This is a genomic window from Bacteroidia bacterium, from assembly GCA_027493955.1.
Lineage (GTDB): Bacteria > Bacteroidota > Ignavibacteria > SZUA-365 > SZUA-365 > JAOSJT01.
This window is the reverse complement of sequence record JAOSJT010000001.1, coordinates 2,032,297-2,056,404: the sequence shown is the minus strand read 5'-3', so window position 1 is coordinate 2,056,404 and position 24,108 is coordinate 2,032,297. Positions and strand designations below refer to the sequence as shown.

Below are 24,108 nucleotides of genomic sequence, written 5' to 3'. Positions count from 1 at the left end.
GCGGATGAGCGCGCCACGCTCAACAACCTCGCATCTCTTGCAACAAATACCGATAAACCGTAACTTCAGGCGAATGGTGTAAATCGCCATTTCGTAAGAAATTACCCGCCAAGAACAACCGGAGACCGGCCATGATCCGACGTTCTCACTCCGGACGGCGCCTGCGCCGCTTTCTCGCTTTCATCGTGTTTCTCATCACGGCGATCTGTCTCCTGTCCGTGCAGGGACATGGCCAGGTCAACGCGGATTTCTCCGTGGATGTGGACTCCGGAGCTGCACCGCTGTCCGTGCAGTTTTTCGATCTGTCCACACCGCAGGACTCCGTCATTTTCCGGGCCTGGGATCTGGACGGTGACGGCGTAACCGATTCGGATGAGAAAAATCCCCGGTTCACGTACGAGGTGTCGGGTCTCTATACCGTGACGCTCATCGTGGCGGACAGCGCGACGTATGACACGCTGCGGCGCACGGCGTTCGTGAACGTGGCCCCCGTCGAGGAGAGCGAGATAGCCGTTCGCATTCGCGTGGTGGATCAATGGGGGCCTGTCGCGGCGGCAGTGGAGCTCTGGGGCTATGCCGGAAGCGGAATCCCCATGCCTTTCTCCCCGATTTCCATCCGTATCCGCCTCGATAGCAACGGATTCGCCACGTTCTACAAGGCGAAGTTCATCCCGATGATGACGCAGAATATTACCGATCTATATATCCTGAATACGGCCGGTGCCGTCATCGGAAAGACCGGCTTCCATTATCCCCTCAAGGATCTGGCAGCGCAGCGGCGCAAGGAGGCGATAGTTGTCGTCCATCGGGATCTCGTCGCATATCACGACCATCCCGTGGAGCAGCCATTGCTCACGGGTTGGAAGTTCCCTGCCGCCGTGCGTTTCCCGTGGCTTCCCGGAAAACCCGCACTGCCGTTCGTGCAGGGAGGAGATCCGCTTTCGGGTCCGTTGTATCAGGTCAGCATGCTCCTACCTCCAGCCGTGTTGGACAGCGCGGCACCGGCCAACGCGAGTTATCGACTCGATAATATTCGCTCCGATCGAATGCCGCTGGTGTTTGTACACGGCCTTGGCCAGCGGGATGCGGCATGGGGAGGAGATGGGAGCGTACTCTCGGTATCCGATTTTTCACAGCCGGAATTCGGCGGAAAACAAGACTACGTCTGGACCAGTCTCCCGGGCAGAGTCCAGCAACGCGACAGGGCTTGGGACGACCGCTATGATGTCTGGCAGTACGTGTACCCACCGGACCAATCCTGGGAAGAAAGCGGCTATCTTTTTGCACGAGATCTTCAACTGCTGTTTACCGAGTACGATACAGCGATGGCGGCGGTGGTGGCGCAGGGCATGGGCGGATTGGTGCTGCGCGCATATTTACAGGGAAGCGCACGCGGATATCTTTCTTTTGCGGTGCCGACGGATACTGTCGCGTTTCGAGGCGACCTGCACGCCGGTGTTTTTCTGGGCGTTCCCCATGCGGGAGAGCTGCGCGCGGGTCTCGCGTACGGCAATCCGCAGCTCCTGCCGGGTTTCATGGATGCCTATGCACCCGCCTTGCGCGAACTGACCCCGGGAGCGACAGCGTTGATGAAACTGGCGGACCGTACGCTCCCAGCAGGTGTTCGCCTGCTCTCGATCGCGGGAAGCAGACCAACGCTCCCCACGCCGTTTCCGCCGGATGAAGCGCAGAACCATGACGATTACGAGGTCGCCGTATCCTCGGCGATGCTCGACAGACCAACAGTGTGGAATGCGGTGCTCGCCGGATTCTCCGCCTCCATGCTGCGTTCAACAGCGGCGGACGAGCTAGGCAATCCGCATAGCAATCCTGCTTTGCTGCCGCACATCACAGCGGCATTTCTCGCAAGTGATACCGCTCTCACCGCTCTCACCGGCCAATTTTTACTTTTGCATCCGCCGGACAGCATGCGCTTCGCACAGCCGGAATATCAACAGCCGTCGATTACGACACTTCGCGCGGACAGAGGTGTACCGCTTTTACGGTTGACCTCCGCGGACGATACACCTTTCCATCCCGCGGAGGCATGGCGCATGCGACTCGCGGTGCAGGGTATCCCGCGTCTCGTGCTTGAGCCGGTGCGAAACGAAGCGATGTATTCTGATGCTGGCCTGTACCTCTATACCCCACAGCTTCCTCCGGCCTCCGGTATTCACGCTGCTCTGCGACAAACGTTTACCGCTCTTCTCCCTGTCTCACGTTCCGGTGCGGTGCATCCGCTGCTGCAGCAACCCATTACGCATGAGGGGTTCGGATGGCAGATCCCGCAGCCGACGGAGACCTTCCTGGCCGATCCCGTTCTCGCCACCACGGACGATTTGGGTCGCCGTTTCGATGTACAGTCCCTGAGCGGAGATTTACACATGCATTGGTCGCGTGCCACGGTGAGCGATCTTCGGCTCACGCCGCAAACGGCGCGCATGCTGCAGCGACCGGCCGGATTGCACGGAATCACCCGCGGAGCGCTGGAGTTCGCGACGGACTGTCTCACCGAACAGCTCAGTTTTCTGATCAATCATGCGGGCCGCGTGGCGCCGGCCTTCCGGCTTTTCGCGCCGGACGCCACCGTACTCACCGCGTTCGATGCAAACGACTCAACCATCCTCCTGCATCAGGATCCCGCCTTGGCAACGATGTCACTCACCATCGTGCGGCCGCTGAGCGGTACATGGACGCTGGAACTCGATGGCCAGATGGCCTTGCCCGACCGCTGCATGTTGGCTTTCTCACGGACGGGGGGCGTTGAAATAGATCTCCGCGCCTCCGCGTCGCAGGCGCTCACGGGCGACACGATTTCATTGCGGGTCAACGTGTACGGCACCGCTGTCCCGGCCCCCGACAGTGTCCGGATTCGCTGCCTCGCAACAGACAGTCTTGGTGTCGGTTGGGCGGTTGTGCTGCGGGACGATGGACTCTCGCCCGATACGCTCGCAAACGACGGAGTGTTCAGCGGGTTGTACGTCCCGCAAACACCGGGCACGCACATCATAGATGCCGATCTCGACGCACGCGCCGGAGGTTGTGGCATCGCGCGGCAGGCCAGTCTTGCCCTGCATGTCCGCACCGGGCTCGAGATACTGTCGCCGGTCGGTGGCGAGGAGTGGAGAAGCGGCGACACCCTGCTGGTGCGATGGCGCGGAGAAGCTCCGGCTTTTGTGGATATTCATTGGACTTCCGATGGTGGGGGGACATGGGAAGCACTTGCCATGCGTTATCCCTCGCCTGGTGGAAGTTTTCCGTGGGTCATTCCCGCCCTCACATCCACCCGCTGCCTTGTGCGTATCAGCCATTCGGATGGCTGGCGCGCCGATACTTCGTCCGCGTTCTTCACGGTGTACGAGACTCCGCAGATCACCATACTCTCGCCAGCCGGAGGTGAACGGTGGCAGGTGTCGAGTGTCCAGGAGCTTCGCTGGCGAGTGATTGCTGTTGAGGATGTACAAATCTCGTATTCCGTCAATAACGGTCGGGATTGGCTTCCGGTGACGTCCGGAATCGATGCCCGTGCCGGATCCTGGCTATGGTCCATTCCGGTGACACCGTCCGATTCCTGCCTCATGCGTCTCAGCGGCGCGCAACAGCCGCCGGTCACCGGCGTATCGCCAGCCGTGTTCAGCATCACACCGATTCCCGCGATAACCGTCCTGAGCCCGAATGGGGGCGAACGCTGGCAGGAGGGGAGCACGCAGTTTATTCATTGGCAGAGCGCGGCGGTGGACAGCGTGGAAATTGCCTATTCCACGAACAATGGAGGCGATTGGATACAGCTCCTGGCAGTCCCGGCCACGGACGGCAGCGCTTCGTGGCACATTCCTGCACTGGAATCCGATGCCTGCAGGATTCGCATCAGCGCTGTGGGTGACCCCTCACTGTTCGACGTCAGCGATGCGGTGTTCTCCATCATTCCTGTCCCACGGCTGGAGCTGCGCGCTCCCGTGGGCGGCGAGTTCTGGGAGATTGCGTCACATGAAACGATACGGTGGGAGAGCGCCGGTATTGAACGCGTGGATATCGATTACACGACGGATAACGGCGTGCTTTGGCGCACAGTCGCTGTCAATCAGCCGGCTGCGCAGGCGGCCTTTACCTGGTTGGTGCCGGTGGAACCAACCGACATCGCACGAATTCGTATCCGCGATACCTACGACAGTACACTCGAAAGTATTTCACCACGCGTGTTCAGTATCAGCGAATCGCTCACACGTCCGACGTTGTTCGCGCCGAGCAACGCGTCCGATGCATCTTCGACCCGGCCGAATTTTATCTGGCGACCGTTCTTCGGAGCGGTGGCGTATCATCTGCAGGTGAGCAATGATGTGGGTTTCGGCTTTCTGACCTTCGAAAGAAACGACCTGAACGGGACCACCTTCACATCGCCCGAGCTCGCCGTGACGACCACCTATTATTGGCGGGTACGCGCGAAGCTGGGCGTGGGCTATAGCGAGTGGTCCACGGTATGGTTCTTCACCACCGGTGCCTCCATTTTCGGGACGCCGACATTGGTCCTGCCGTTCGATGGAGCGTTGAGTATGGGATCGAACGTGCAGTTTACGTGGACAGCATCGGATACAGCCGCTACCTGGCACATTCAGGTATCGGAATTCCCGAATTTCTCGCGGCTGTTCGGCGAGGAAATGGGTCTGACCGGTAAGACAAATGGCTTCAGTGGTTTCGCGCCGGAAGGGGATTATTTCTGGAGAGTCCGCGGGGGCAATGAGGGTTCAACAGCCTTCGGACAGTGGAGCGCTACGTCAAAATTCAGCACCGCACCGTCGCCGCCACGTCACCTTGCCCCGCTTAACGGTTACCCGGATGTGTCCCTCTCGCCGGTGCTACAATGGTATCCGGTGGCCGGAGCACGCATTTACCGGCTCCAACTTTCGCGAAGCAATCAGTTTACGACAATTCTTCGCGACACGTTGATCAATGGGGCAGGGTTGCAGCTTCGTGGTTTGTCCAGCTTCACCTCGTATTACTGGCGCATGGCGGTCACTACCGCCCGTGGCACAAGCCTCTGGAGCGAGCCCTGGTTGTTCCGCACCATCAACATCGGTACGGGCATGGAGGGGCTTCGCGCACACGCCACACAGCTCCGGTTGCTCGATGTCTGGCCGCAGCCCGCCAGCGGTATCGTGCACGTGCGATTGGAGGGCAGCAGTACCGAGGCGGTGCTGCAGTTGTACGATGTACTCGGGAGATGCGTCCGCAGCTATGCGGTCCCTGGTGGCGCGTCGGGCCGACGCATCACCACGTTGCACCTGACCGGACTGCCAGCGGGCAGCTATATCCTGCGCCTCATAGATCAGCACGGCGGGGACGCGCGGTTGCTCCAGCTCCGATGAGTGACGACCCGAGAGCGGAGAGCACGGCCATGCGAGCCGGACACTGGTGCAGGAAGCGGAGCGCTGAGAGCGGAGAGCACGGCAATGCGAGCCGGACGCTGGTGCAGGAAGCGGAGCGCCGAGAGCGGAGAGCACGGCCATGCGAGCCGGACGCTGGTGCAGGAAGCGGAGCGCCGAGAGCAGAGAGCACGGCCATGCGAGCCGGACGCTGGTGCAGGAAGCGGAGCGCCGAGAGCGGAGAGCACGGCCATGCGAGCCGGACGCTGGTGCAGGAAGTGGAGCGCCGAGAGCGGAGCGCACGGCCATGCGAGCCGGACGCTGGTGCAGTAAGCGGAGCGCCGAGAGCGGAGCGCACGGCCATGCGAACCGGACGGTGGTGCAGGAAGCGAAGCGCCGAGAGCAGAGAGCACAGCCATGCGAGCCATGCGCTGGTGCAGGAAGCGGAGCGCTGAGAGCGGAGCGCACGGCCATGCGAGCCGGACGGTGGTGCAACGAATAATACTCGCTTTCGTTGTGGCTCATCGATATACAATTTCACGTGATTCTCTCCTCACTCTTTATCCTTCACTCCTCACCCCTTCACGTGTCGCCCTCCGGGTTCGGGAGGTCGTGGCTGGCGTGTGCAGCCCCGGGCTGAAGTCCGTGGTTAAAGGAAGTGTTGCCCCTCGGGCTCTTCACTCTTCACCCTTTCCCATCTCCCGCTTCCCATTTCCCATTTATCAAGCACAAAGAATTCTGGTTGCTCCGTAACCGTAAGTTCATTATTTTTCCTGTCTTATGACTTTTGTGCGGAAATCCACATCGTTCATAGTCGCCATTGACGGCCCCGCGGGGTCGGGCAAGACCACCACAGCCAAGGCGCTGGCGAAGCTGCTCGGCTTTATCTATATCGATACCGGAGCCATGTATCGCGCTGTTGCCCTGTTGGCGTTGCGACGCGGCATTGCCCTGGATGATATGGAGGAAGTGTGCGCGCTGCTGCCGGAGGTCAATATTCGTCTCGAGCTTATCGACGGCATGCAGCGCACCTTGCTGAACGGTGAAGATGTGGAATCGCATATCCGCACGCAGGAGATGTCGAAAGCCGCCAGCGATATCAGCCGAATCCCCTGTGTGCGCGAAACCATGGTCACACTGCAGCGCCGTGCGGCCGAGGGACCGACTGGTGCGATATTGGAAGGCCGTGATATCGGTACGGTGGTGTTTCCGGACTCCCCGTGCAAAATTTATCTCGTGGCGGATGCGCAGACACGTGCCCTGCGCCGCAAGCTGCAACTCGAAGAAAAGGGCCTCACCGCCGATCTTGCCACCATTGCGCGCGAAATTGAAGAGCGCGATCGCAACGACGCACTGCGCGAACACTCGCCGTTGCGAAAAGCAAAGGACGCGATCGAGGTCGAAACAACCAACACCTCCATCGATGAACAAGTCACGATGATTCTTGGTTTGGTACAGAAGCGACTGGACCAATTCATGAAAGGAACGCAGGAATGAACGTGACCATCGATCCCACCGCCGGCTTCTGCTGGGGTGTTGTCCGCACGGTGGACATCGCCGAAGCCGAACTGCGCGACGGCAGCCGCCTGGTATCGCTGGGCGACATCATACACAACCCGAAGGAAATCGAACGCCTCGACCAACTCGGGATGACGACCATCGACCATACGCAACTCGACACGCTGCCGGACGGAACCAAGGTGCTGATTCGCGCACATGGCGAACCCGCGGCAACGTACCGCAAGGCGCGCGAGCGGGGCATTCATCTCGTGGACGCCACCTGTCCCATTGTCACCAAACTGCAGGAGCGCGTGCGTAAATACTACGACGACGGCTGGCAGGTGGTGATTTTCGGCAAGCGCGACCACGCGGAAGTCATCGGTCTTCGTGGTGTCTGCAACGACGAGTGCCTCGTCATTAAAACCCTTGACGAAGCGCGCGATGTCGTGGACCTGCGCCGGAGCACGGTGCTGTTCTCGCAGACGACGATGGACAAAAATGTGTTTCAGGACATCCGCGCATACCTGCAGGAACGCATCACGGAGTTTCAGGTCGGCAGCATGGAGGAAATCGCAACCGACTTCCACGCGAAGGACACCATCTGCGGGCAGGTTTCCGGACGCGAGAAAAAATTGCGCGAATACGCGCAGAAGCAGGATGTCATGATTTTCGTCGCTGGCAGAAAAAGTTCGAACGGCAAAGTGCTGTTCGATATCTGCCGCGATGCCAACCCGAATACCTGGTTCATTGAAGACGCAGCAGAGCTCGATCCCGCTTGGCTCGCAGGTGCTGCGCATGTCGGCATCAGCGGTGCGACGAGCACGCCGCATTGGCTCATGAATCAGGTCAAGGATTACATTGAACAGCATTTCGCCCCGCGCGGGGCGGAGCATCTCGACACCATGGCCACCAATAACCCAATCACCACACCACAAACAACATAATTCACGCTTCAGGTCTGTGCCTCGCGGTTCGGTGGCTCCGCCAGGCAACGCCGGGAAGTGATGTTCAACACAGGAGACTTCATGTCTGAAGAACTGACCCCGTCCGCACCCGCGGACCTCACCCAGAAGGACGACGTCGTCGTCAGAACCGTCGGCACGATTATCGAGAAGAAAGAGTACGGCGCGCAGGAATTTGACCAGTTTCGTGCCATGTATGAAAACACTCTGAACACGCTCAAACAGGGTGAGATCATAACGGGGAGAATCATCCACATGAACAAGGACTATGTCACGATCGATATCGGCTTCAAGTCCGAGGGTATCGTGGACATCGACGAATTCGCCAACGCTTCCGAACTCAAGATCGGAGAAGAGGTGGAGGTGTTCCTTGAATCAGTGGAAAACAAAGATGGAAACATCACGCTCTCCCGCAAGCGCGCCGATTTCGTGCGCATCTGGGAGCGTATTCAGAAAGCATACGACCACGACGAAATTCTTCAGGGCCGCTGTATCCGCCGCATCAAGGGTGGTATCGTCATGGATCTGTTCGGCGTGGACGCGTTCCTCCCCGGCTCACAGATCGACATCCGTCCGGTGCGCGATTTCGACGCTTACCTTGGCCGTTCGCTGGACGTGCGCGTCGTGAAAATCAATCAACCCGCCGAGAACATCGTCGTCAGCCGTAAGGCCATTATCGAAGAGCAAATCGCGGGTCAGCGCAAGGCTATTCTCGACAGCCTCGAAAAAGGCCAGATCCTCGAGGGTATCGTTAAGGCCATAGCCGATTTCGGTGTGTTCATCGATCTGGGCGGCGTGGACGGCCTCGTGCATATCACCGACCTCTCGTGGGGCCGCGTCAATCATCCGACCGAAATCGTCAAGCTCGATCAGACCGTCAACGTGGTGGTCCTCGACTTCGACGAAGAGAAGCGCCGCATTTCCCTCGGTATGAAGCAGCTGCAGCCGCATCCCTGGGAAAACATCGACCAGAAATACCCCTCCGGCACGCAGGTGCGCGGCAAGGTTGTGTCGCTCGCCGACTACGGTGCATTCATCGAGATCGAAAAGGGCATCGAAGGCCTCATTCACATCTCCGAGATGAGCTGGACGCAGCATATCAAGCATCCGTCGCAGGTCGTCAGCATGGGCCAGATGGTCGATGCAGTGATCCTGAATCTGGATGTACAGGACAAGAAAATCTCCCTTGGTATGAAGCAACTCGAGCCGGATCCCTGGTCCAATCTCATTGCCAAGTATCCCGTCGGTTCGCAGCATGATGGCACCGTGCGCAACCTGACCAACTTCGGCGTGTTCGTGGAACTCGAACCCGGCGTGGACGGTCTCGTGCACATTTCCGATCTGTCATGGACGAAGAAAATCCGCCATCCGGGAGAAATCGTCAAGAAGGGCGACCGCATCGACGTCGTCATTCTCGGCATCGACACCGATCAGCGCCGGATTTCCCTCGGTCACAAGCAGGTGCAGGACAATCCGTGGGAGCAGTTCGCGACCATGTATTCCGTGGGCACCGATGCCGACGGCAAGATTGTGCGCCTGATCGAGAAGGGCGTGATCGTCGAGCTCCCGGCTGGTGTGGATGGTTTCGTCCCCGCTTCACAGCTCGCGACCAAGCAGGTGAAGAATATTCCGGAAAACTTCCGCGAAGGCGACACTCTGCCCCTGCGTGTCATCGAGTTCGACAAGGAGAACAAGAAAATTGTGTGTTCCGTGGTCGAATACCTCAAGGGCAAGGATCAGGAAGTAGTGGATGCCTACCTCGCTTCCCACGGCCTGATGAACGCTCCCGCGGCCGAAAGCCTGGAAGTCAAACCCGAAGACCTCAATTTCGACGACCTCTGAGTCGCCGTCCGTGAATAGCAAGAAAAGCCCCGCGAAAGCGGGGCTTTTTGCGTAGTGGTGGAGCGGGGAGCGGAGAGCAGAGAGCGGAGGGCTTAGCGCATGCATATCGCTGGCATCGTGCGTTGTACGTTCGAGATGTCTGCGCTAAGCGCTACGCCCTCTGCGCTACGCGAGTCTTTCACATAGCACTTTCCACATTCCGCCAGAGACTGGCGCCCTTGGGGCTCGACATCAAGGATGACGTTGGCAGCAGTGGAATCCGGTCTCGAATCAATCTACAGGGAGGTCTATTTGTTTTTCCGAAGTCTGTAACTTTTGCGAGGCAACTTCATAGTATGTCTATGGAAGGCAGCGTATGATCGATTTTCACGAGATATACAACCGCTACGCCGGTGATATTTACCGCTTCGCCCTTTTCCTCTGCAAAGATCCGGAAGAGGCGAAGGAAATTTCCGCCGAAACATTTGCGCGTGCGCTTACCGGAAAAACGCCGCTGGTGTCTGTAACGGTCAAAGGATATCTGCTCACCATCGCAAGGAACCTGTACTACGAGTCGCTGCGGAGCCGGAAGAAGCATGGGGAACTCCCGCCTGAACTTCCGGATATGCGGCCCCAGGTGGAAGACGTTATTATGCAAAAAATGGAATTAGAAGAGCTGCGGATCTACCTCCAGACGTTTCCTGAAGAGGATAGATCCACGCTCCTCCTACGTGCAGACGGTATGGCATATAGTGAAATCGCACAGGTGCTTACTATTTCGGTGGCATCGGCCAAAGTCAAGGTGCATCGCCTGCGGCTGAAACTTGCGGAATGGCGGGCGAATCGCGAGCTCAAGGAACAATGATACAACAGGAGGTACATTATGGAAACCATATCACGAAATATCATCATTGATCTATTGCCGGCGTACATTTCCGGCGACGCCAGCGAAGATTCCCGGGCTCTGGTCGAACGATTTGCGCGAACCGATCCGGAAATTGCGCAGATGATTCGCGCAGGGAGATTGGATTCCACCGATATCGCACCTGTATCGGACGCGCCTGCTGATCTTGAAATGAAGACCATGAACCGCATCCGCCGCAGCATCCGACGTCAGATGTGGCATGTTGCACTCACAACGGCATCCATTTTGATGGTGCCCTTGGTGGCTATGGTCTTCACCACGGAAGTGAACTGGGGTGTGTTCGATTTCGTTGTCATGGGAATGCTGATTTTCGGCACCGGTCTGACGTACGTACTGCTCTCGAGGATTTCGGACAGTCTGTCGTACCGGGTTGCCGTCGGCGTAGCGGTAGTGGCAGGATTACTGCTTGTTTGGGTGAATCTTGCCGTCGGCATCATAGGGTCGGAGGATAACGCTGCCAATGCGTTGTATCTCGCGGTGTTGTTTGTCGGAATACTCGGTGCTGTTCTTGCTCGCTTCCAACCGCTCGCGATGTCCAGGGCATTGTTTGCAACAGCCATTGCTCAAATGCTTGTCCCGGTGATCGCATTTATCATCTGGAGGCCTGCCTTCGATGATCCCCCTGGTATCGTGGGCGTCTTCATGTTGAATGCGTTTTTTGCTATGCTTTTTTCCGTCTCAGCGATACTGTTCAGGCAGGCTGCGCAGAAGCAGTAAGGTGACGTCCTACGTTGAAGCATGGGGTTTGAAGAAGTGTCGTCCTGCGAGCTGGGGAACTGAATCTGTGATGGGCGTGCGGGAGCCCCACACTCACGTGTGGAGTTTGAGGAAGTGTCGCCCTGCGGGCTTGGGAGCTGAATCTGTGATGGGCGTGCGTGAGCCCCACACTCACGTGTGGAGTTTGAGGAAGTGTCGCCCTGCGGGCTTGGGAGCTGAATCTGTGATGGGCGTGCGTGAGCCCCACACTCACGTGTGGAGTTTGAGGAAGTGTCGCCCTGCGGGCTTGGGAGATCTTTGCTCGCTGCGTGCCCCCACACTCACGTGTGGAGTTTGAGGAAGTGTCGCCCTTCGGGCTTGTCGGTTTTGTTGAGGCCGTGCGAGCCCCCCACTGAAGTAGGGGGTTAGGAGAGGTGTCGCCCTTCGGGCTTGTCGGTTTTGTTGAGACCGTGCGAGCCCCCCACTGAAGTAGGGGGTTAGGAGAGGTGTCGCCCTTCGGGCTGGGGAGCTGAATCTGTGATGGGCGTGCGTGAGCCCCACACTCACGTGTGGGGTTTGAGGAAGTGTCGCCCTGCGGGCTTGGGAGCTGAATCTGTGATGGGCGTGCGTGAGCCCCACACTCACGTGTGGAGTTTGAGGAAGTGTCGCCCTGCGGGCTTGGGAGATCTTTGCTCGCTGCGTGCCCCCACACTCACGTGTGGGGTTTGAGGAAGTGTCGCCCTGCGGGCTTGTCGGTTTTGTTGAGGCCGTGCGAGCCACCACCCTCACGTATGGGTCGAAGACTCGCCGCGGCGGGGTTAGAGGAAGTGTCGTCAGCCTCAGGCTGAGCTTGGAACGCAATCAATCCGCTTTTTTGCGTAGCAACGCGGGCACGGCCCGCCGTGCCCCTACAGGTCCGGATGTAATGATCCGCAATCTCCAATCTGCAATCCGCAATCCGTAATCCGCAATCCGCAATCCGCAATCATGCACGCGGCCCGCCGTGCCCCTGCCGTGATTTACGGTTATCGATTTCCGATGTATTTCCGAGATGCATGCGCTAAGCTCTCCGCTCTCCGCTCTCCGCCCTCCCCGCCAGCGCCAAATCTGATCATCGATATCCTGCGGGACTGTCAAGCGGCTTCGGCGGGCAGGCGCTCTCCGCTCTCTGCTCTCCGCTCTCCGCTCACAGCATGGGTCGCAGGGCGTCGAGAATATGGCGTGTCGATCCGGCGCGAGAGGCGACGAAATTACCGGCGATGCTGCCCGCGTCCTTGCGCAATGCATCATTGGTGAGCAGACGTCGGAGGATGCGGTAGATGTCCTGCCGGGAACGCACAACGAAGGCTCCGCCTGCGGCGACGAGTTCACCGGCTTCGCGGCTGTTGCCGTACTTCGGTCCGAACAGGACGGGGATACCATAGGCGGCGGGCTCCAGTGTGTTGTGTACGTTGCTGCGGAAGCCGCCGCCCACGAAGGCGACATCGGCGGAAGCGTACAGGGGCAGCAGTATGCCGATGCTGTCCACGAAGAGCACGCGCTCGCCTTCCCAGGAGCTGATCCAGGAGAAGCGACGCGTCGCGGCGATGCCTCTGAAGCGGTACTCCAGCCACTCGAGGTGATCGATGGTGGGTTCATGCGGCACGATGATGCACAGGAGGGTGGGATCCAATTCCAGAAGTTTGAACACGGCGGGAAGAAATACCTCCTCGTCCTCTGTCCAACTGCTGCCGAATACCACCACGCGACGGCCCTCGCGGACGCGGTCCGGCAGGGGAGAGTTTCCTTTCGCCTGTGCCGCTTTGCCTGCAACGCGATCATAGCGCGTGTCGCCCACCGCGGTGATGGCGGGATTCCTGAGTCCGAAGCGCCTGAAATTTTGCGCGTCGTCGTCCGAGACGGTGAGGATAGCGGACATGCCGTCGAACAGTTTTCTGTGGAACGCGCGCAAACCCGGCCACAGCCGTGGCGAATCGTGCCGGAGCGTGGCGTTGGCAAGCATGACGGGAATGCCGAGTTCGCGACAGGCCCAGATGTGATTGGGCCACACATCATAACGGATGAATACTGCGGCGACCGGCTGCAACAATTCGAGAAAGCTGCGTGAGGCGCGGGAGGAATCGAACGGCAGGTACACCAGCGCATCGATGGCGGTGTAGCGGAGATTGTTCTCGTAACCCGAGGGCGAGAAAAACGACGCAACCACTGCGATTGACGGATCCTCGCGTTTGAGCGCTTCGATGATGGGTTTCGCCTGTTCGAATTCTCCCATCGATGACGCATGCACCCACAGCCGTCGCGGCGGAGGATTGCCGCGCAGGTAGACCCGCAGCCGCTGCAAAGAGGTGTGTCGGCCACGCAACCCGCGCCGGACCTTGCGGTTCACCAGCCAAAGCGCGCGGAAGGCAAGCCAGAGGGCCGGAAGCACGATAACGTTATAAAGAAATTTCCACACGGCAGATGAGTGATGGAAGTGTTGGAATTCCGCAAGCGGAATAAACTATTAAGGTACGAGCTTACGCGGTAAAAGTTAAATGGATCGCGACAGTCGGCGGGAGGAACAGTCGGTGGAAGGAGTCTGGCGGAACGTATCGCCGTCTCCTCTTTTACGTTGAACAGTGTTCCGTCGCCCGTTGTGCTTCAGGCATGCTGTCGCCGATGACCCGAACATACCATTTCAGGTGCATTGGAATTCAGGGCTCAAGTCAATATTTTATGTTTTGTCCCAAACAGCGCAGCTAATTGCCGAACGTTCATCATTCAAGCGGGTACGAAACAATGATTCAGGCATCCGGGCCGGGAGCGCCCGATCTCGACATCTCCGTCGTCGTGCCCTCATTCAACGAGAATGATTCCATTCCTGAGCTGACATCCCGGCTTGCCGAGGTGCTTGACAGGATCACCCCGGATTGGGAAGTGTGGTACATCGACGACGGCAGCAGCGACGATTCCGTGAAAACACTCCATGCGCTGCATGAGAGGGATCCCCGATTCAAATTGGTGCGATTCCGGCGGAATTACGGCAAATCCGCCGCTCTGGCCATCGGCTTCGGCCTGGCGCGGGGACGCCACGTCATCACCATGGACGCAGACCTGCAGGACGACCCGGCGGAGATCCCGAATCTGCTCGCCAAGCTGGACGAGGGTTTCGACATGGTGTCGGGCTGGAAGAAAAAGCGCTACGATCCGATTTCCAAGACGCTGCCGTCGCGTTTTTTCAATTTCGTCACCGGAAAAATGTCCGGCATCGATATACACGATTTCAACTGCGGGCTCAAGGCCTACAGGTACGACGTGGTGAAATCGGTCAAAATTTACGGAGAGATGCATCGCTACATTCCCGTGCTGGCGAAGATGGCCGGCTTCAGCGTTGCGGAAATTCCCGTGCTGCATCATCCGCGCAAGTACGGCAAGACCAAGTTTGGTCTCAGCCGCTTTTTCAAGGGTTTTCTTGACTTGCTTACGGTGATGTTTACCTCGCGCTACACGCAGCGTCCGCTGCATGTGTTTGGAACCATCGGCAGCATCATGATGGTGCTGGGCTTTTTCATCAATTCCTGGCTCACGATTGAGTGGCTCATGGGCTATCCGGTAAGCAACCGACCGATGTTGCTGCTGGGCATACTGCTCATGCTTATCGGTATTCAGCTCATATCCACGGGTTTGATCGCAGAAATGATCACGAAAAGCGACAGCGGCGAACTCGATTACAGCATTCGCGAAATTCTCCCCTGACAACGACAACGAAGTACACCGCCGCCATGACGGAACATATTCTCTACAAAGCCGACTGCCGACACTTCCGCGGCGACATTCCCTGCGCACCCCATAAACGCGAGGGTGTGCACTGCATTGACTGCGTGTATTACGATGCTACCGACCGCAACATCCTCATCATCAAGCTGGGAGCCATCGGCGATGTGATCCGCACTACGCCGCTGCTGCACCGGCTCAAGCGCGAATATCCCGGCGCCCGCATCTGGTGGCTGACGCTGACGCCGGAAGTGCTACCGCCGCAGGTGGACAGAAAGCTCCGCTTCGACATGGCCGGCGTAATCTCGCTGCTCGCCATCAGTTTCGACCTCGTCATCAATCTCGACAAGGATCGTGAGGCCTGTGCCATCGCCGACCGCGTCCACGCCAGCGTCAAGCGCGGATTCACCCTCCGCAACGGCGTCTGCGCGCCCATCGACGACGATGCGCGGCACAAATTCCTCACGGGCATTTTCGACGATCTCAATCAGAGCAACACGAAACACTACGTGCGGGAGATTTTCGAGATATGCGGCTATGCCTGGGACGGCGAAGAATACATCGTCAACGAGCCCGCGGCGTTCGATGTCGCCGCCGCAGTGGAGGAACGGGGCCAGCGCTTCGATCCCTCGCTTCCGCTCATCGGTCTCAACACCGGTTGCGGGGGACGCTGGACCAGCAGGTTGTGGCCCGACGCGTATTGGGTGGAATTGGGCGAACGCCTTCGCGACGCCGGCACGCAGCCGCTCTTCCTCGGCGGCGAGCAGGAGCATGAGAAAAACCTCGCGCTCTCCGCCGCTTGTGGCGGGTTGTACGCGGGACATTTTTCTCTCGACACCTTTGTCGCATTGATGAACCGCTGTGACGTGATTGTCTCGGCCGTGACCATGGCTATGCATCTGGCCATCGGCCTGAAAAAACCGCTGGTACTGTTCAACAACATTTTCAACCGCAACGAATTCGAACTCTACGGCCGCGGCGAAATTCTCGAGCCCTCGAAAACCTGCACCTGTTTTTTCCAGCCCACGTGCCGGAACGAAGAGTACCGCTGCATGGAGCATCTCGAAGTGGCGCGCGTGTTCGATGCGGTACAGCGCTGGGCGGGGCAGGGCAGCGGCGCGGCGCGATGAATATCGTTCTCGTCGGCACGGCATATCCCCTGCGCGGAGGCATCGCGCATTACGTCGGATTGCTGTGGAAGTACCTGTCGCGCACGCACAAGGTCAGCATCGTCACCTTTTCACGCCAGTATCCGAAGCTGCTCTTCCCGGGTAAAACGCAGGACGAAAGCGGCGACGCAGGCATTCCCGTGGACAGTGAACAGTGGATAGACTCCATCAATCCGTTCTCCTGGATACGCACCGGTCTCCGCATACGGAAAATGAACCCCGACCTCATCGTGTTCAAATTCTGGATGCCGTTTTTTGCACCCAGCTACGGCGTCATTGCAGCCGTCGCGAAAATGGGCCGACGCACGAAGACCATGTTCATCTGCGATAACGTCATTCCGCACGAGAAGCGTCCCGGCGACAAGCTGCTGACGAAGTTCGCTTTCCGCTTTATCGACAGCTATGTGGTGCAGTCCAAAGCCGTGGAGCGTGATTTGAAACAGTGGAAAAAGGATCCGCTGTTCGCACTCATGCCGCATCCCGTGTACGAGATTTTCGGCGACGAGCTGGATAAATCCGCCGCCCGCAAAGCTCTGGCGGCGACCGATCCAGCGATTCAGCTTGCGGATGACGAGCGCGTGTTGCTGTTTTTCGGCTATGTACGCGATTACAAAGGCCTTGACGTGTTGCTCGACGCCATGCCCGCCATACTGCGCGATCTGAAACTCACGCTGCTGGTGGTGGGCGAATTCTACAACAACGAACAGCAGTACCGCGATCAGGTGGAGCGCCTCGGAATCGGAGACAACGTCCGTTTCCATTCCGACTATGTGGCGAACGAACACGTCGGCACATTTTTTTCCGCGGCGGACGTATTGACGCTGCCGTACAAATCGGCGACGCAGAGCGGCATCATACAGATCGCCTACAACTTTCACCGCCCCGTGATTGCGACCGATGTGGGCGGACTCGGGGAAGTGATCGTGGACGGAGCAACCGGCTATCTCGTGCCGCCCGGGAATCCTGCAGCCCTGGCCGAAGCTGTGCTGCGCTTCTATCGCGAGGACCGCTGCGAAGAATTCCGTAACAATGTGATCGAGGAAAGAAAGAAGTATTCCTGGGAGCACATGACAACTGGCATTGAGGACTTGTATCAACGAAGTTTGACGCAACAGCACTGAAATATCATGGCAAAATCCCGCACGACGCAAAAAACGACCGCACAGAAACGCGGACAGGACGCCGGCCTGGCGCCGTTTGATCTCGACGTCGTCGTCGATAAGTACATCTGGCTGCTCGTGCCCGTGCTCGTGCTGCTGTACTACTGGTTCAGTACCGGGTCTACCGGATTTTACCAGGACGACGAAATCGGTCATTACCGCAACATTCGTCAGTTCTGGGGCGATCCGTTCAGCATCATGGGCAATCAGCCCAAGCCAGGATGGAAAATCCTGATGGTCGTGCCGGGGTTGTTCGGCTTTACCGGTGTAGCGCTGGCACACTGTCTCGTCGCGGCGCTCACCGTTGTGATGACGTACAAACTCGGCCGCACGATGAAGATGAAGAACAGCTCGATCGCGGCGATTCTTCTCGCGGTGCAGCCGCTGTATTTGCAGCTCGCCTTCAGGAGCTACAGCGAGATAACCGCGGCGCTGTTCATCGTGCTCTCGCTGTACTGGTATTACCGCGAGCAATGGATATTCGCCGCGCTGGCGTCGTCGTACGTGTTCGCCATCCGCCAGGAATTCGCGCTGGTCACAATCGGGCTGGGAGTGATTTTTCTCATGCGCAGGCAGTGGCTGCCCTTCCTGGTGTTGGGATGGACGCCCGTGCTGCTCGCGTTGATCGGCTGGCTGCACACCGGCAACATGATGTGGTTGTTCGACGACATGCGCCGCATCGGTCTTGGTGTGGAGGTGCCGCACAAACCCTTCTGGCATTATTTCGAGACGTACATCTATATGGTGGGTCCGGTGACGCTGGCGCTGCTCGTGGTCGGGTACTTCCGGAATTTCTTCCCCTTCGACCGTATGCGCGAACAGATTTCGAAGCACGGATTTTTCTTCTTCACCTATACCATCATGTTCGCATGGGCGGTGTTCTCCGCGTGGGATGTTCCCAACTTCGGTGCGAATCCAGGTCACTGGCGCTACATGCTTTCCATTGCGCCGCTGACGGCGATCTATGCCGCGATGGGTTTCAACACGGTTTTCGAGTCCGGCAAGAGATCCTATCTGCTGGGTGCGGTTGCAGCGGCCTCATTGATCGCTCTCTTGTTTCTTTCACGTGATACGAATGGCCTCATCCTCACCGACGTTGCCCGCTTCGATCATTCCGGCATGGTGGTCTTGGTCGGTTTGTTGCTTGCTGCCGCTGCCCTTGTGCGTGTGCCGAGCGGCAGTGTGCTGGCCGGTGTTTTTCTGGTCGGAGCCACCGCATTCACACTGTACGCCGAGAAACCGCGTACCCTGGATGTCGAGGCGGAAACGGTCAAACAGGCCGTCGAATGGTATCTCTCACAGCCCGAGGAATTACAGCAGCGTCCGTTGTACTGCAATCACGTGCTTTTCCGCTACTTCGCGGATATAGACATCAATGACCACAACCGCGATCGCACCATGCTGATCGAAACCATACGGAGCGCGGAGCCGGGTTCCATCGTCATCTGGGACAGCCATTACGGCCACAACCAGTTTGGCGGCGATGTGCCCATGGAGTATTTCGAACAGGATCCGTCGTTCAAGTTGCTGCAACAGATCATCGCGCCCGACAGGACTTTCGGTGTGCTGGTATTTGAAAAAATAGGAGAGTCGCCAACGCCGCCTCCCGCGGATGCTGCCGCGCCCGCCATCCCGAATAGCGGAGGACAATAATGATTACTCCTTGATTTTCAAGGCGTTACGATTTTCATTTCATTGATTTTCTTATAGGCGCTTCGTACTTTTAACGAATGGATCCGATGTGTCCCGTGTTCAGGCGGGGCAGCTGTTGCTTTCACGATCCGCCGAATCCAGACTTGATATCGAGGTAGTATGCGCGTAAACCTTCGTAACTCCGCGTCCCGGGGATTTCTTTTTTTCATGAGCATGCTGCTGCTGGCTTCGTGTTCATCACAAAAGGAAGTAGTCAGGGACGAGGCGCAAAGCACGTCTCCCGCCACAGCCATCACACCCGACAGCACCCGAAGCGAGTCCGAACCCTTTCTTCCGCGTCCCGACATAGATTTCGGTGAAATCGAGCAGGAGGTCAATGTCAGTAAGGCCGAGAAGGAGCCATTGCTCGACCGGGCGCGCCTGCATGTCGTTCTTGCAGGCAAATCCTTGTACGCCGGTGACACGGCCACCGCACTGCAGCAGTGCGCGCTTGCTGCGGAAAAACTTGACCGCGCGAGCTATCTGCCGGAGATAGAAAGCGATGCGGGCTATCGCGAGCTGATGGCGAATCTGACCCGGCTCTACAAGAGCTGTGAACCCCTCATCGTGCGGAGCGAGGTCGAAGTGCCGATGTCTGCACTGCAATTGCTGGCCGACGAAAGTGTCGAGTCCGATACCGTTGACCTGACCCTGCTGACCTTCAAGGAACCGCCTCCGACCACCATACCGCTCCCGCTGAATGTGGAAGTGGAAAAAAACATCGTCTACTTCACCACGAAAATGCGCAAGCATATGGTGAAATGGATGGAGCGCTCCGGAAAATACTTCCCGGTGATGCGCCCCATCCTCAAAGAAGAGGGGATGCCGGACGAAATCATTTATCTGACGATGATTGAGAGCGGAGTCAATCCCATCGCACGATCCTGGGCGAAATGCGTTGGCCTCTGGCAGTTTCTCAAGTCCACGGGTGAGATGTATGGACTGGACGGAAATTATTACACGGATGATCGCTGCGATCCGGAGAAATCCACGCGCGCAGCCGCACGGCATCTCCGGGATCTGTACAATATGTTCGGAGACTGGCATCTCGCGCTCGCGGCCTATAACGCCGGCGCCGGACGAATCAGCCGTGCGATCAAAAAATCAGGAAAGACGAAACCGTCGTACTGGGACATTCGTCCCTTGCTCCCGCAGGAAACGCAGAATTACGTTCCCCGCTACATCGCGGTATCCATCATCGCGCTGGATGCGAACGAATACAATATGGACGAAGTCGAGCTGATGCCTCCTCTGGAATTCGACGTGTTTCCTGTGGAAAAGCCGTACCAGCTCAAGGATCTCGCGGAGGGGCTGGCAATTCCGCTGGAGACCTTGCGTGATCTGAATCCCATGCTGCTTCAGGGCGTCACACCTCCGGAGCGCTATCCCTTACGTATTCCGAAAGGGAGTCGCGACGCGGTGGCGGAAGCCATCGTGAATGTGAAATCTTCCGTCACGGTAGGTGAGAGCGTCTCCGGCGATATTGTCATCTCCGATTACAAGGTGAAACGGGGCGACAATCTGAACAAAATCGCCCGCAAGCACAAGATCACCGTCAGTCAGCTCATGAAGGCCAATGATATGTCGAAGAGCCGATCCTTGAAAGTCGGCCAAGTCCTTCGTGTACCACACAAGGAAGTTGTCAAAACACCCTTGTATGCCACTGCGGTGGACAACGTCTCCACACCCCGTCCGGATCGCGATCCGAGCAAGCGCACCGAGGGACGCAGCAAGTTGATGGTGAAGGTGGAGAAGGGAATGACGCTGGGGACTATTGCGGATTACTATGGAGTGACCGTACACGATCTTATGCGTTGGAACAGCATGCAGGCGGATCAAAAACTTCTGGCTGGCGCGGTGCTCGATGTGTGGGTACGGGACAGCTCGCGGCAAGGCGCGATCAGCGCATCACTCGCATCCGCCGCGACTTCCGCCGCCGCGGAACCCAGCCGCGAACAAGCCGGCGATCTCCCTCCCGCCGTTGCCTCCGCCGTCATGGTGGAATATCAGGTACAGCGGGGTGAGACTCTGGCCAGTATCGCGGATGCATTCAGCGTCACGGTACAGAATCTGATTGACTGGAACGATTTGAAGAATACCCGTGTCAAAAGCGGATCCACTTTGAAAATCCGCTCCACTTCCACAAAATCGTCCAAAGGTGATGAGGCCGTCCGTCAGGAGCAGCCGCGTGCGCAGCAAGACGCAGCGGGGCAGGACAGCGTACATGTCGTTAAGAAGGGTGAGACCCTTTTCAGCATTGCGCAGGCGCGGGGTCTTTCGGTGAAGGATGTCATGAAATGGAACGGTCTGGCGAACGAGAACATATTGGTCGGTCAGTCTCTTCTCCTGTTTGACAGGGACGCGAAGGGGAAATCCAATACTTCGGCATCCGCTTCGAAAGCGACGCAGCTCCCGCAGGACAATGCCGCAGTCAAGGAAACGGCGCGTACGGCAGCGCGTGAAAAAGCGGCCCCGGCGCAGGCATCGACCTCTGTGATCCCAAAGCCGACACCTTCGCCGACCGCGACGAAGCCCGTGGTCAGCACACTCCGCGACAGCACAGCGTCCCGGAGCGCCACGAAGAATGTGGACGCGGGCTCTGCGGTGAAGGAGAATCCTCAGGCAAGCGTCGGTTCGTACACGGTACAGGCCGGCGACAACCTTTTCAGCATCTCCCGCGCGACGGGCGTAAACATACACGATTTGCGCGCCTGGAACGAACTGACTCATGACAATCTCAAGCCGGGCCAGGTGCTGCAACTTCGCGGTCCGAGAGATGCCGCACCGGTCCCCACGGCCTCCGACGCTTCACGCCGCGACACGGTAGTTCGCAGTGGCGGGCGCTCTGTCACTGTCGTGACGCATACCGTACAACGCGGCGACAATCTGTACAGCATCGCCCGCGAGTATGGCGTTTCCGTTTCCGATCTCAAGAAGTGGAATGACCTCAAGAAGACCTCACTCAGCATCGGGCAGGAATTGGAAATCCGCGATGCGCAACGCGAGGTCTCGCAGCATAACGCCCGGCCTTTAACCGGCAGTCCCGTGACGAAAGCTGTTGCTCCGGCTGCGAAACCGAAGACGGCCACACCCTCCTCCGAAGGAGAAGAGGATGTAGCGCCCACGCAGCAGAGCGACGCGGCAAGCCCGACACAGCAAAAACGGGAACATGTGGTTCAGAGCGGTGAGACGCTCTACAGCATCGCAAAAGCACTGAACGTGACCGTGCAGGATTTGCAGAAGTGGAACAAGCTCGGCGATGTACTCAGGACGGGTCAAAAGCTCACCTATTACACCAGCGAGTGAGATAGTCGCTCGACGGCGAGCCGGGTGCGTGCAGGGCCACACGGAGATGCACTCTGCGGGATGGTTGAAGCGCCGTTTGCCGCGTAGTTGCCGGCACCATTCCCCGTCGTACATGAAACTTCTATCTCCGCCGGGAGGGTGCAGCCCTTACCGCTGCTGTTATACTCGTCGATCTCCCGATGGTGTAGATTTTCGCATTGCTGATCCGGTATTCGAAGCCGCCTGGTGATACTCCGTTTCCGGAGGACTGCACTTCGAGCGAGGCCATTCGGAAAAGTCCTGCGCCTGATGTATTCTTTCGTCTGATTTGTCCAGTTTCGAAGCCGGTATCGGTGGCAGGATTATGCACCAGATTTTCCATTCCCATCCATGATGTACAGCACGTACGACAGACACAGGAAATTCCTCCTCACGCGTATGCGTGCGAAGCGCTTGCGGCGTCAAGCGGCTGCGACTGTGCTGATCGCCGGCACGGGGATTCTCGTGTGCCTGCTGCTGCTTCCGATGCTCATCGGCGACCCTGCGTACACGACGGCCCAAGAGACTGCGAATGCGCTTGTCTCCCGCGCGTTTCGCGGTACCACGGAGCTGGTTGACGAACTGTACCGCTCCGTACAACCTGCGGCGTCAGAGCATGCCCGAAACGAAGCGCTGGCGTTGTTTCCGCATCACCGTTCACATGCCCGGGCGCAGATTCTGTCGGCAGGAATACGAGAGTGGGTCTGGCCACGCACGGAAGACGGAGCATCACACAGGGCGCTTGACGTCCTTCTTATCGGTACCGACAACCGCATCGGTGAGCGCCGCGGCCGTGCCGACGCACTGCAGTTGATCAGCATCGACATAGATACCCGATCATTGACCATCATGGGAATACCCCGCGGCACACCGACGGATTTGGGGTACGACAGCGCTGCCTGGAACATACTTGCCAATGTTCTGCCGTTGCGCGGACGCGAAGCGCTGCTGCGTCGCGTCGCGCATCTCACGGGCCGGGACAGCATCCGATACTGGATGGAGTTCGGTTTTTCCGACGCGATGGGCGTGCTGGAGATACTCGGTTACCGCGATCCGGACCGCGATGTACGCATGCTGCGTCGTCGTGAGGGGTATCGTTACGGAGACCACACGCGCAGCTACGTGCAGGCGTCCTTCATCGGCAATTCTCTGCGTCGGGTGTTACCGCTGCTTGGGGAGGCGATGGGCGAACTAGTGATATCGCAGGGCTTGCAGATCGTCAAAAGTAATCTCAACATCGAACAATGCCACGGCCTGGCGCTTCTCCTCCGCGATGCCGGTGTCGCCGAGCGTCCGGAGTTGATCCATGTGCGCGTGTTGAGCCCTTACGACCGACATCTTGCCCGGGATGCACGCGGAGCAGGCCCGATTCGTTCGCAGATTCCGGCAGCGAGGGTGAATGCGGAACGGCGCATCGCCTTGTTGCTTGCCCGCGCAGCACGGGCCACGGAGGGGGATGCCGTCCAATTGCTGTGGACGCCGTTCCAACAGCATGTCTGGCTACAGGTGCCCGACCAGCGGCGACGCCGCACCGTGCGGGATGAGATGGCCGGTCGTCTGATCACGGCGCTGTCCGTGCTTGGAAGAACGGAGGAAAGAGACAGCATTCTCCGGATGATGCAGGCCGAGGACGCTTTATACTCCATGATGGGGAAAGTACGGCCAGGCGTCGCGACGATAGTGCGGCCATGAGACTCCGCAGCACCGCAACATTACCGTTTCCGGGCCGTATCCGCTTCAATGACC

General features: G+C 58.4%; 13 protein-coding genes. 12 read left to right on the top strand and 1 reads right to left on the bottom strand.

Translation table 11 applies throughout. From position 1 onward, the window contains the following. Window positions 1–131 precede the first annotated feature (131 nt). The 6 genes from M5R41_07880 (at window position 132) to M5R41_07855 (ending at window position 11,285) form a co-directional block, all read left to right on the top strand. On the top strand, window positions 132–5,363 hold the full coding sequence (locus M5R41_07880; GenBank protein ID MCZ7556303.1) for a hypothetical protein: 5,232 nt from the start codon (window positions 132–134) through the stop codon (window positions 5,361–5,363). A gap of 777 nt (window positions 5,364–6,140) precedes the next feature. After that, window positions 6,141–6,857 (top strand): (d)CMP kinase, encoded by a 717-nt coding sequence (gene cmk, locus M5R41_07875; GenBank protein ID MCZ7556302.1) that lies wholly within the window; start codon window positions 6,141–6,143, stop codon window positions 6,855–6,857. Beyond that, window positions 6,854–7,804, top strand: a complete 951-nt coding sequence (locus M5R41_07870) for a 4-hydroxy-3-methylbut-2-enyl diphosphate reductase (GenBank protein ID MCZ7556301.1) — start codon at window positions 6,854–6,856, stop codon at window positions 7,802–7,804. The genes cmk and M5R41_07870 overlap by 4 nt, the downstream gene beginning before the upstream one ends. Window positions 7,805–7,885: 81 nt before the next feature. Further along, window positions 7,886–9,664, top strand: a complete 1,779-nt coding sequence (gene rpsA, locus M5R41_07865) for a 30S ribosomal protein S1 (protein ID MCZ7556300.1) — start codon at window positions 7,886–7,888, stop codon at window positions 9,662–9,664. Between the two features lie 355 nt (window positions 9,665–10,019). After that, window positions 10,020–10,508: a sigma-70 family RNA polymerase sigma factor gene (locus tag M5R41_07860; GenBank protein ID MCZ7556299.1), complete on the top strand. Its 489-nt coding sequence runs from the start codon at window positions 10,020–10,022 to the stop codon at window positions 10,506–10,508. Between the two features lie 18 nt (window positions 10,509–10,526). Next, window positions 10,527–11,285, top strand: a complete 759-nt coding sequence (locus M5R41_07855; protein MCZ7556298.1) for a hypothetical protein — start codon at window positions 10,527–10,529, stop codon at window positions 11,283–11,285. A gap of 1,165 nt (window positions 11,286–12,450) precedes the next feature. Here the strand turns inward: M5R41_07855 and M5R41_07850 are convergent. Continuing rightward, on the bottom strand, window positions 12,451–13,719 hold the full coding sequence (locus M5R41_07850; protein MCZ7556297.1) for a 3-deoxy-D-manno-octulosonic acid transferase: 1,269 nt from the start codon (window positions 13,717–13,719) through the stop codon (window positions 12,451–12,453). Window positions 13,720–14,042: 323 nt separating this feature from the next. Here M5R41_07850 and M5R41_07845 point away from each other — a divergent pair, with 323 nt between their 5' ends. From M5R41_07845 to M5R41_07820, 6 genes are all read left to right on the top strand, one after another. Next, window positions 14,043–14,999 carry a glycosyltransferase family 2 protein gene (locus M5R41_07845; GenBank protein ID MCZ7556296.1) on the top strand — a complete coding sequence of 319 codons (957 nt, stop codon included), beginning with the start codon at window positions 14,043–14,045 and terminating at the stop codon, window positions 14,997–14,999. 26 nt (window positions 15,000–15,025) lie between these two features. Continuing rightward, on the top strand, window positions 15,026–16,147 hold the full coding sequence (locus M5R41_07840) for a glycosyltransferase family 9 protein (protein ID MCZ7556295.1): 1,122 nt from the start codon (window positions 15,026–15,028) through the stop codon (window positions 16,145–16,147). Further along, window positions 16,144–17,307, top strand: coding sequence for a glycosyltransferase (locus M5R41_07835; GenBank protein MCZ7556294.1), 1,164 nt, complete (start codon window positions 16,144–16,146; stop codon window positions 17,305–17,307). Before M5R41_07840 ends, M5R41_07835 begins: the two co-directional genes overlap by 4 nt. A gap of 6 nt (window positions 17,308–17,313) precedes the next feature. After that, window positions 17,314–18,999 (top strand): hypothetical protein, encoded by a 1,686-nt coding sequence (locus M5R41_07830; GenBank protein MCZ7556293.1) that lies wholly within the window; start codon window positions 17,314–17,316, stop codon window positions 18,997–18,999. Window positions 19,000–19,158: 159 nt separating this feature from the next. Then, complete coding sequence (locus M5R41_07825) at window positions 19,159–22,344, top strand: LysM peptidoglycan-binding domain-containing protein (protein ID MCZ7556292.1); 3,186 nt, start codon at window positions 19,159–19,161, stop codon at window positions 22,342–22,344. A 369-nt stretch (window positions 22,345–22,713) separates the two neighbouring features. Then, window positions 22,714–24,054: a hypothetical protein gene (locus tag M5R41_07820; GenBank protein MCZ7556291.1), complete on the top strand. Its 1,341-nt coding sequence runs from the start codon at window positions 22,714–22,716 to the stop codon at window positions 24,052–24,054. Window positions 24,055–24,108: the final 54 nt, after the last annotated feature.

Coding starts and splice junctions, on each gene's coding strand:
- M5R41_07825 (MCZ7556292.1), top strand. CDS start 19,159: ATGCGCGTAAACCTTCGTAACTCCGCGTCCCGGGGATTTCTTTTTTTC.
- M5R41_07870 (MCZ7556301.1), top strand. CDS start 6,854: ATGAACGTGACCATCGATCCCACCGCCGGCTTCTGCTGGGGTGTTGTC.
- M5R41_07845 (MCZ7556296.1), top strand. CDS start 14,043: ATGATTCAGGCATCCGGGCCGGGAGCGCCCGATCTCGACATCTCCGTC.
- M5R41_07830 (MCZ7556293.1), top strand. CDS start 17,314: ATGGCAAAATCCCGCACGACGCAAAAAACGACCGCACAGAAACGCGGA.
- M5R41_07820 (MCZ7556291.1), top strand. CDS start 22,714: ATGATGTACAGCACGTACGACAGACACAGGAAATTCCTCCTCACGCGT.
- M5R41_07860 (MCZ7556299.1), top strand. CDS start 10,020: ATGATCGATTTTCACGAGATATACAACCGCTACGCCGGTGATATTTAC.
- rpsA (MCZ7556300.1), top strand. CDS start 7,886: ATGTCTGAAGAACTGACCCCGTCCGCACCCGCGGACCTCACCCAGAAG.
- M5R41_07855 (MCZ7556298.1), top strand. CDS start 10,527: ATGGAAACCATATCACGAAATATCATCATTGATCTATTGCCGGCGTAC.
- M5R41_07835 (MCZ7556294.1), top strand. CDS start 16,144: ATGAATATCGTTCTCGTCGGCACGGCATATCCCCTGCGCGGAGGCATC.
- M5R41_07840 (MCZ7556295.1), top strand. CDS start 15,026: ATGACGGAACATATTCTCTACAAAGCCGACTGCCGACACTTCCGCGGC.
- M5R41_07880 (MCZ7556303.1), top strand. CDS start 132: ATGATCCGACGTTCTCACTCCGGACGGCGCCTGCGCCGCTTTCTCGCT.
- cmk (MCZ7556302.1), top strand. CDS start 6,141: ATGACTTTTGTGCGGAAATCCACATCGTTCATAGTCGCCATTGACGGC.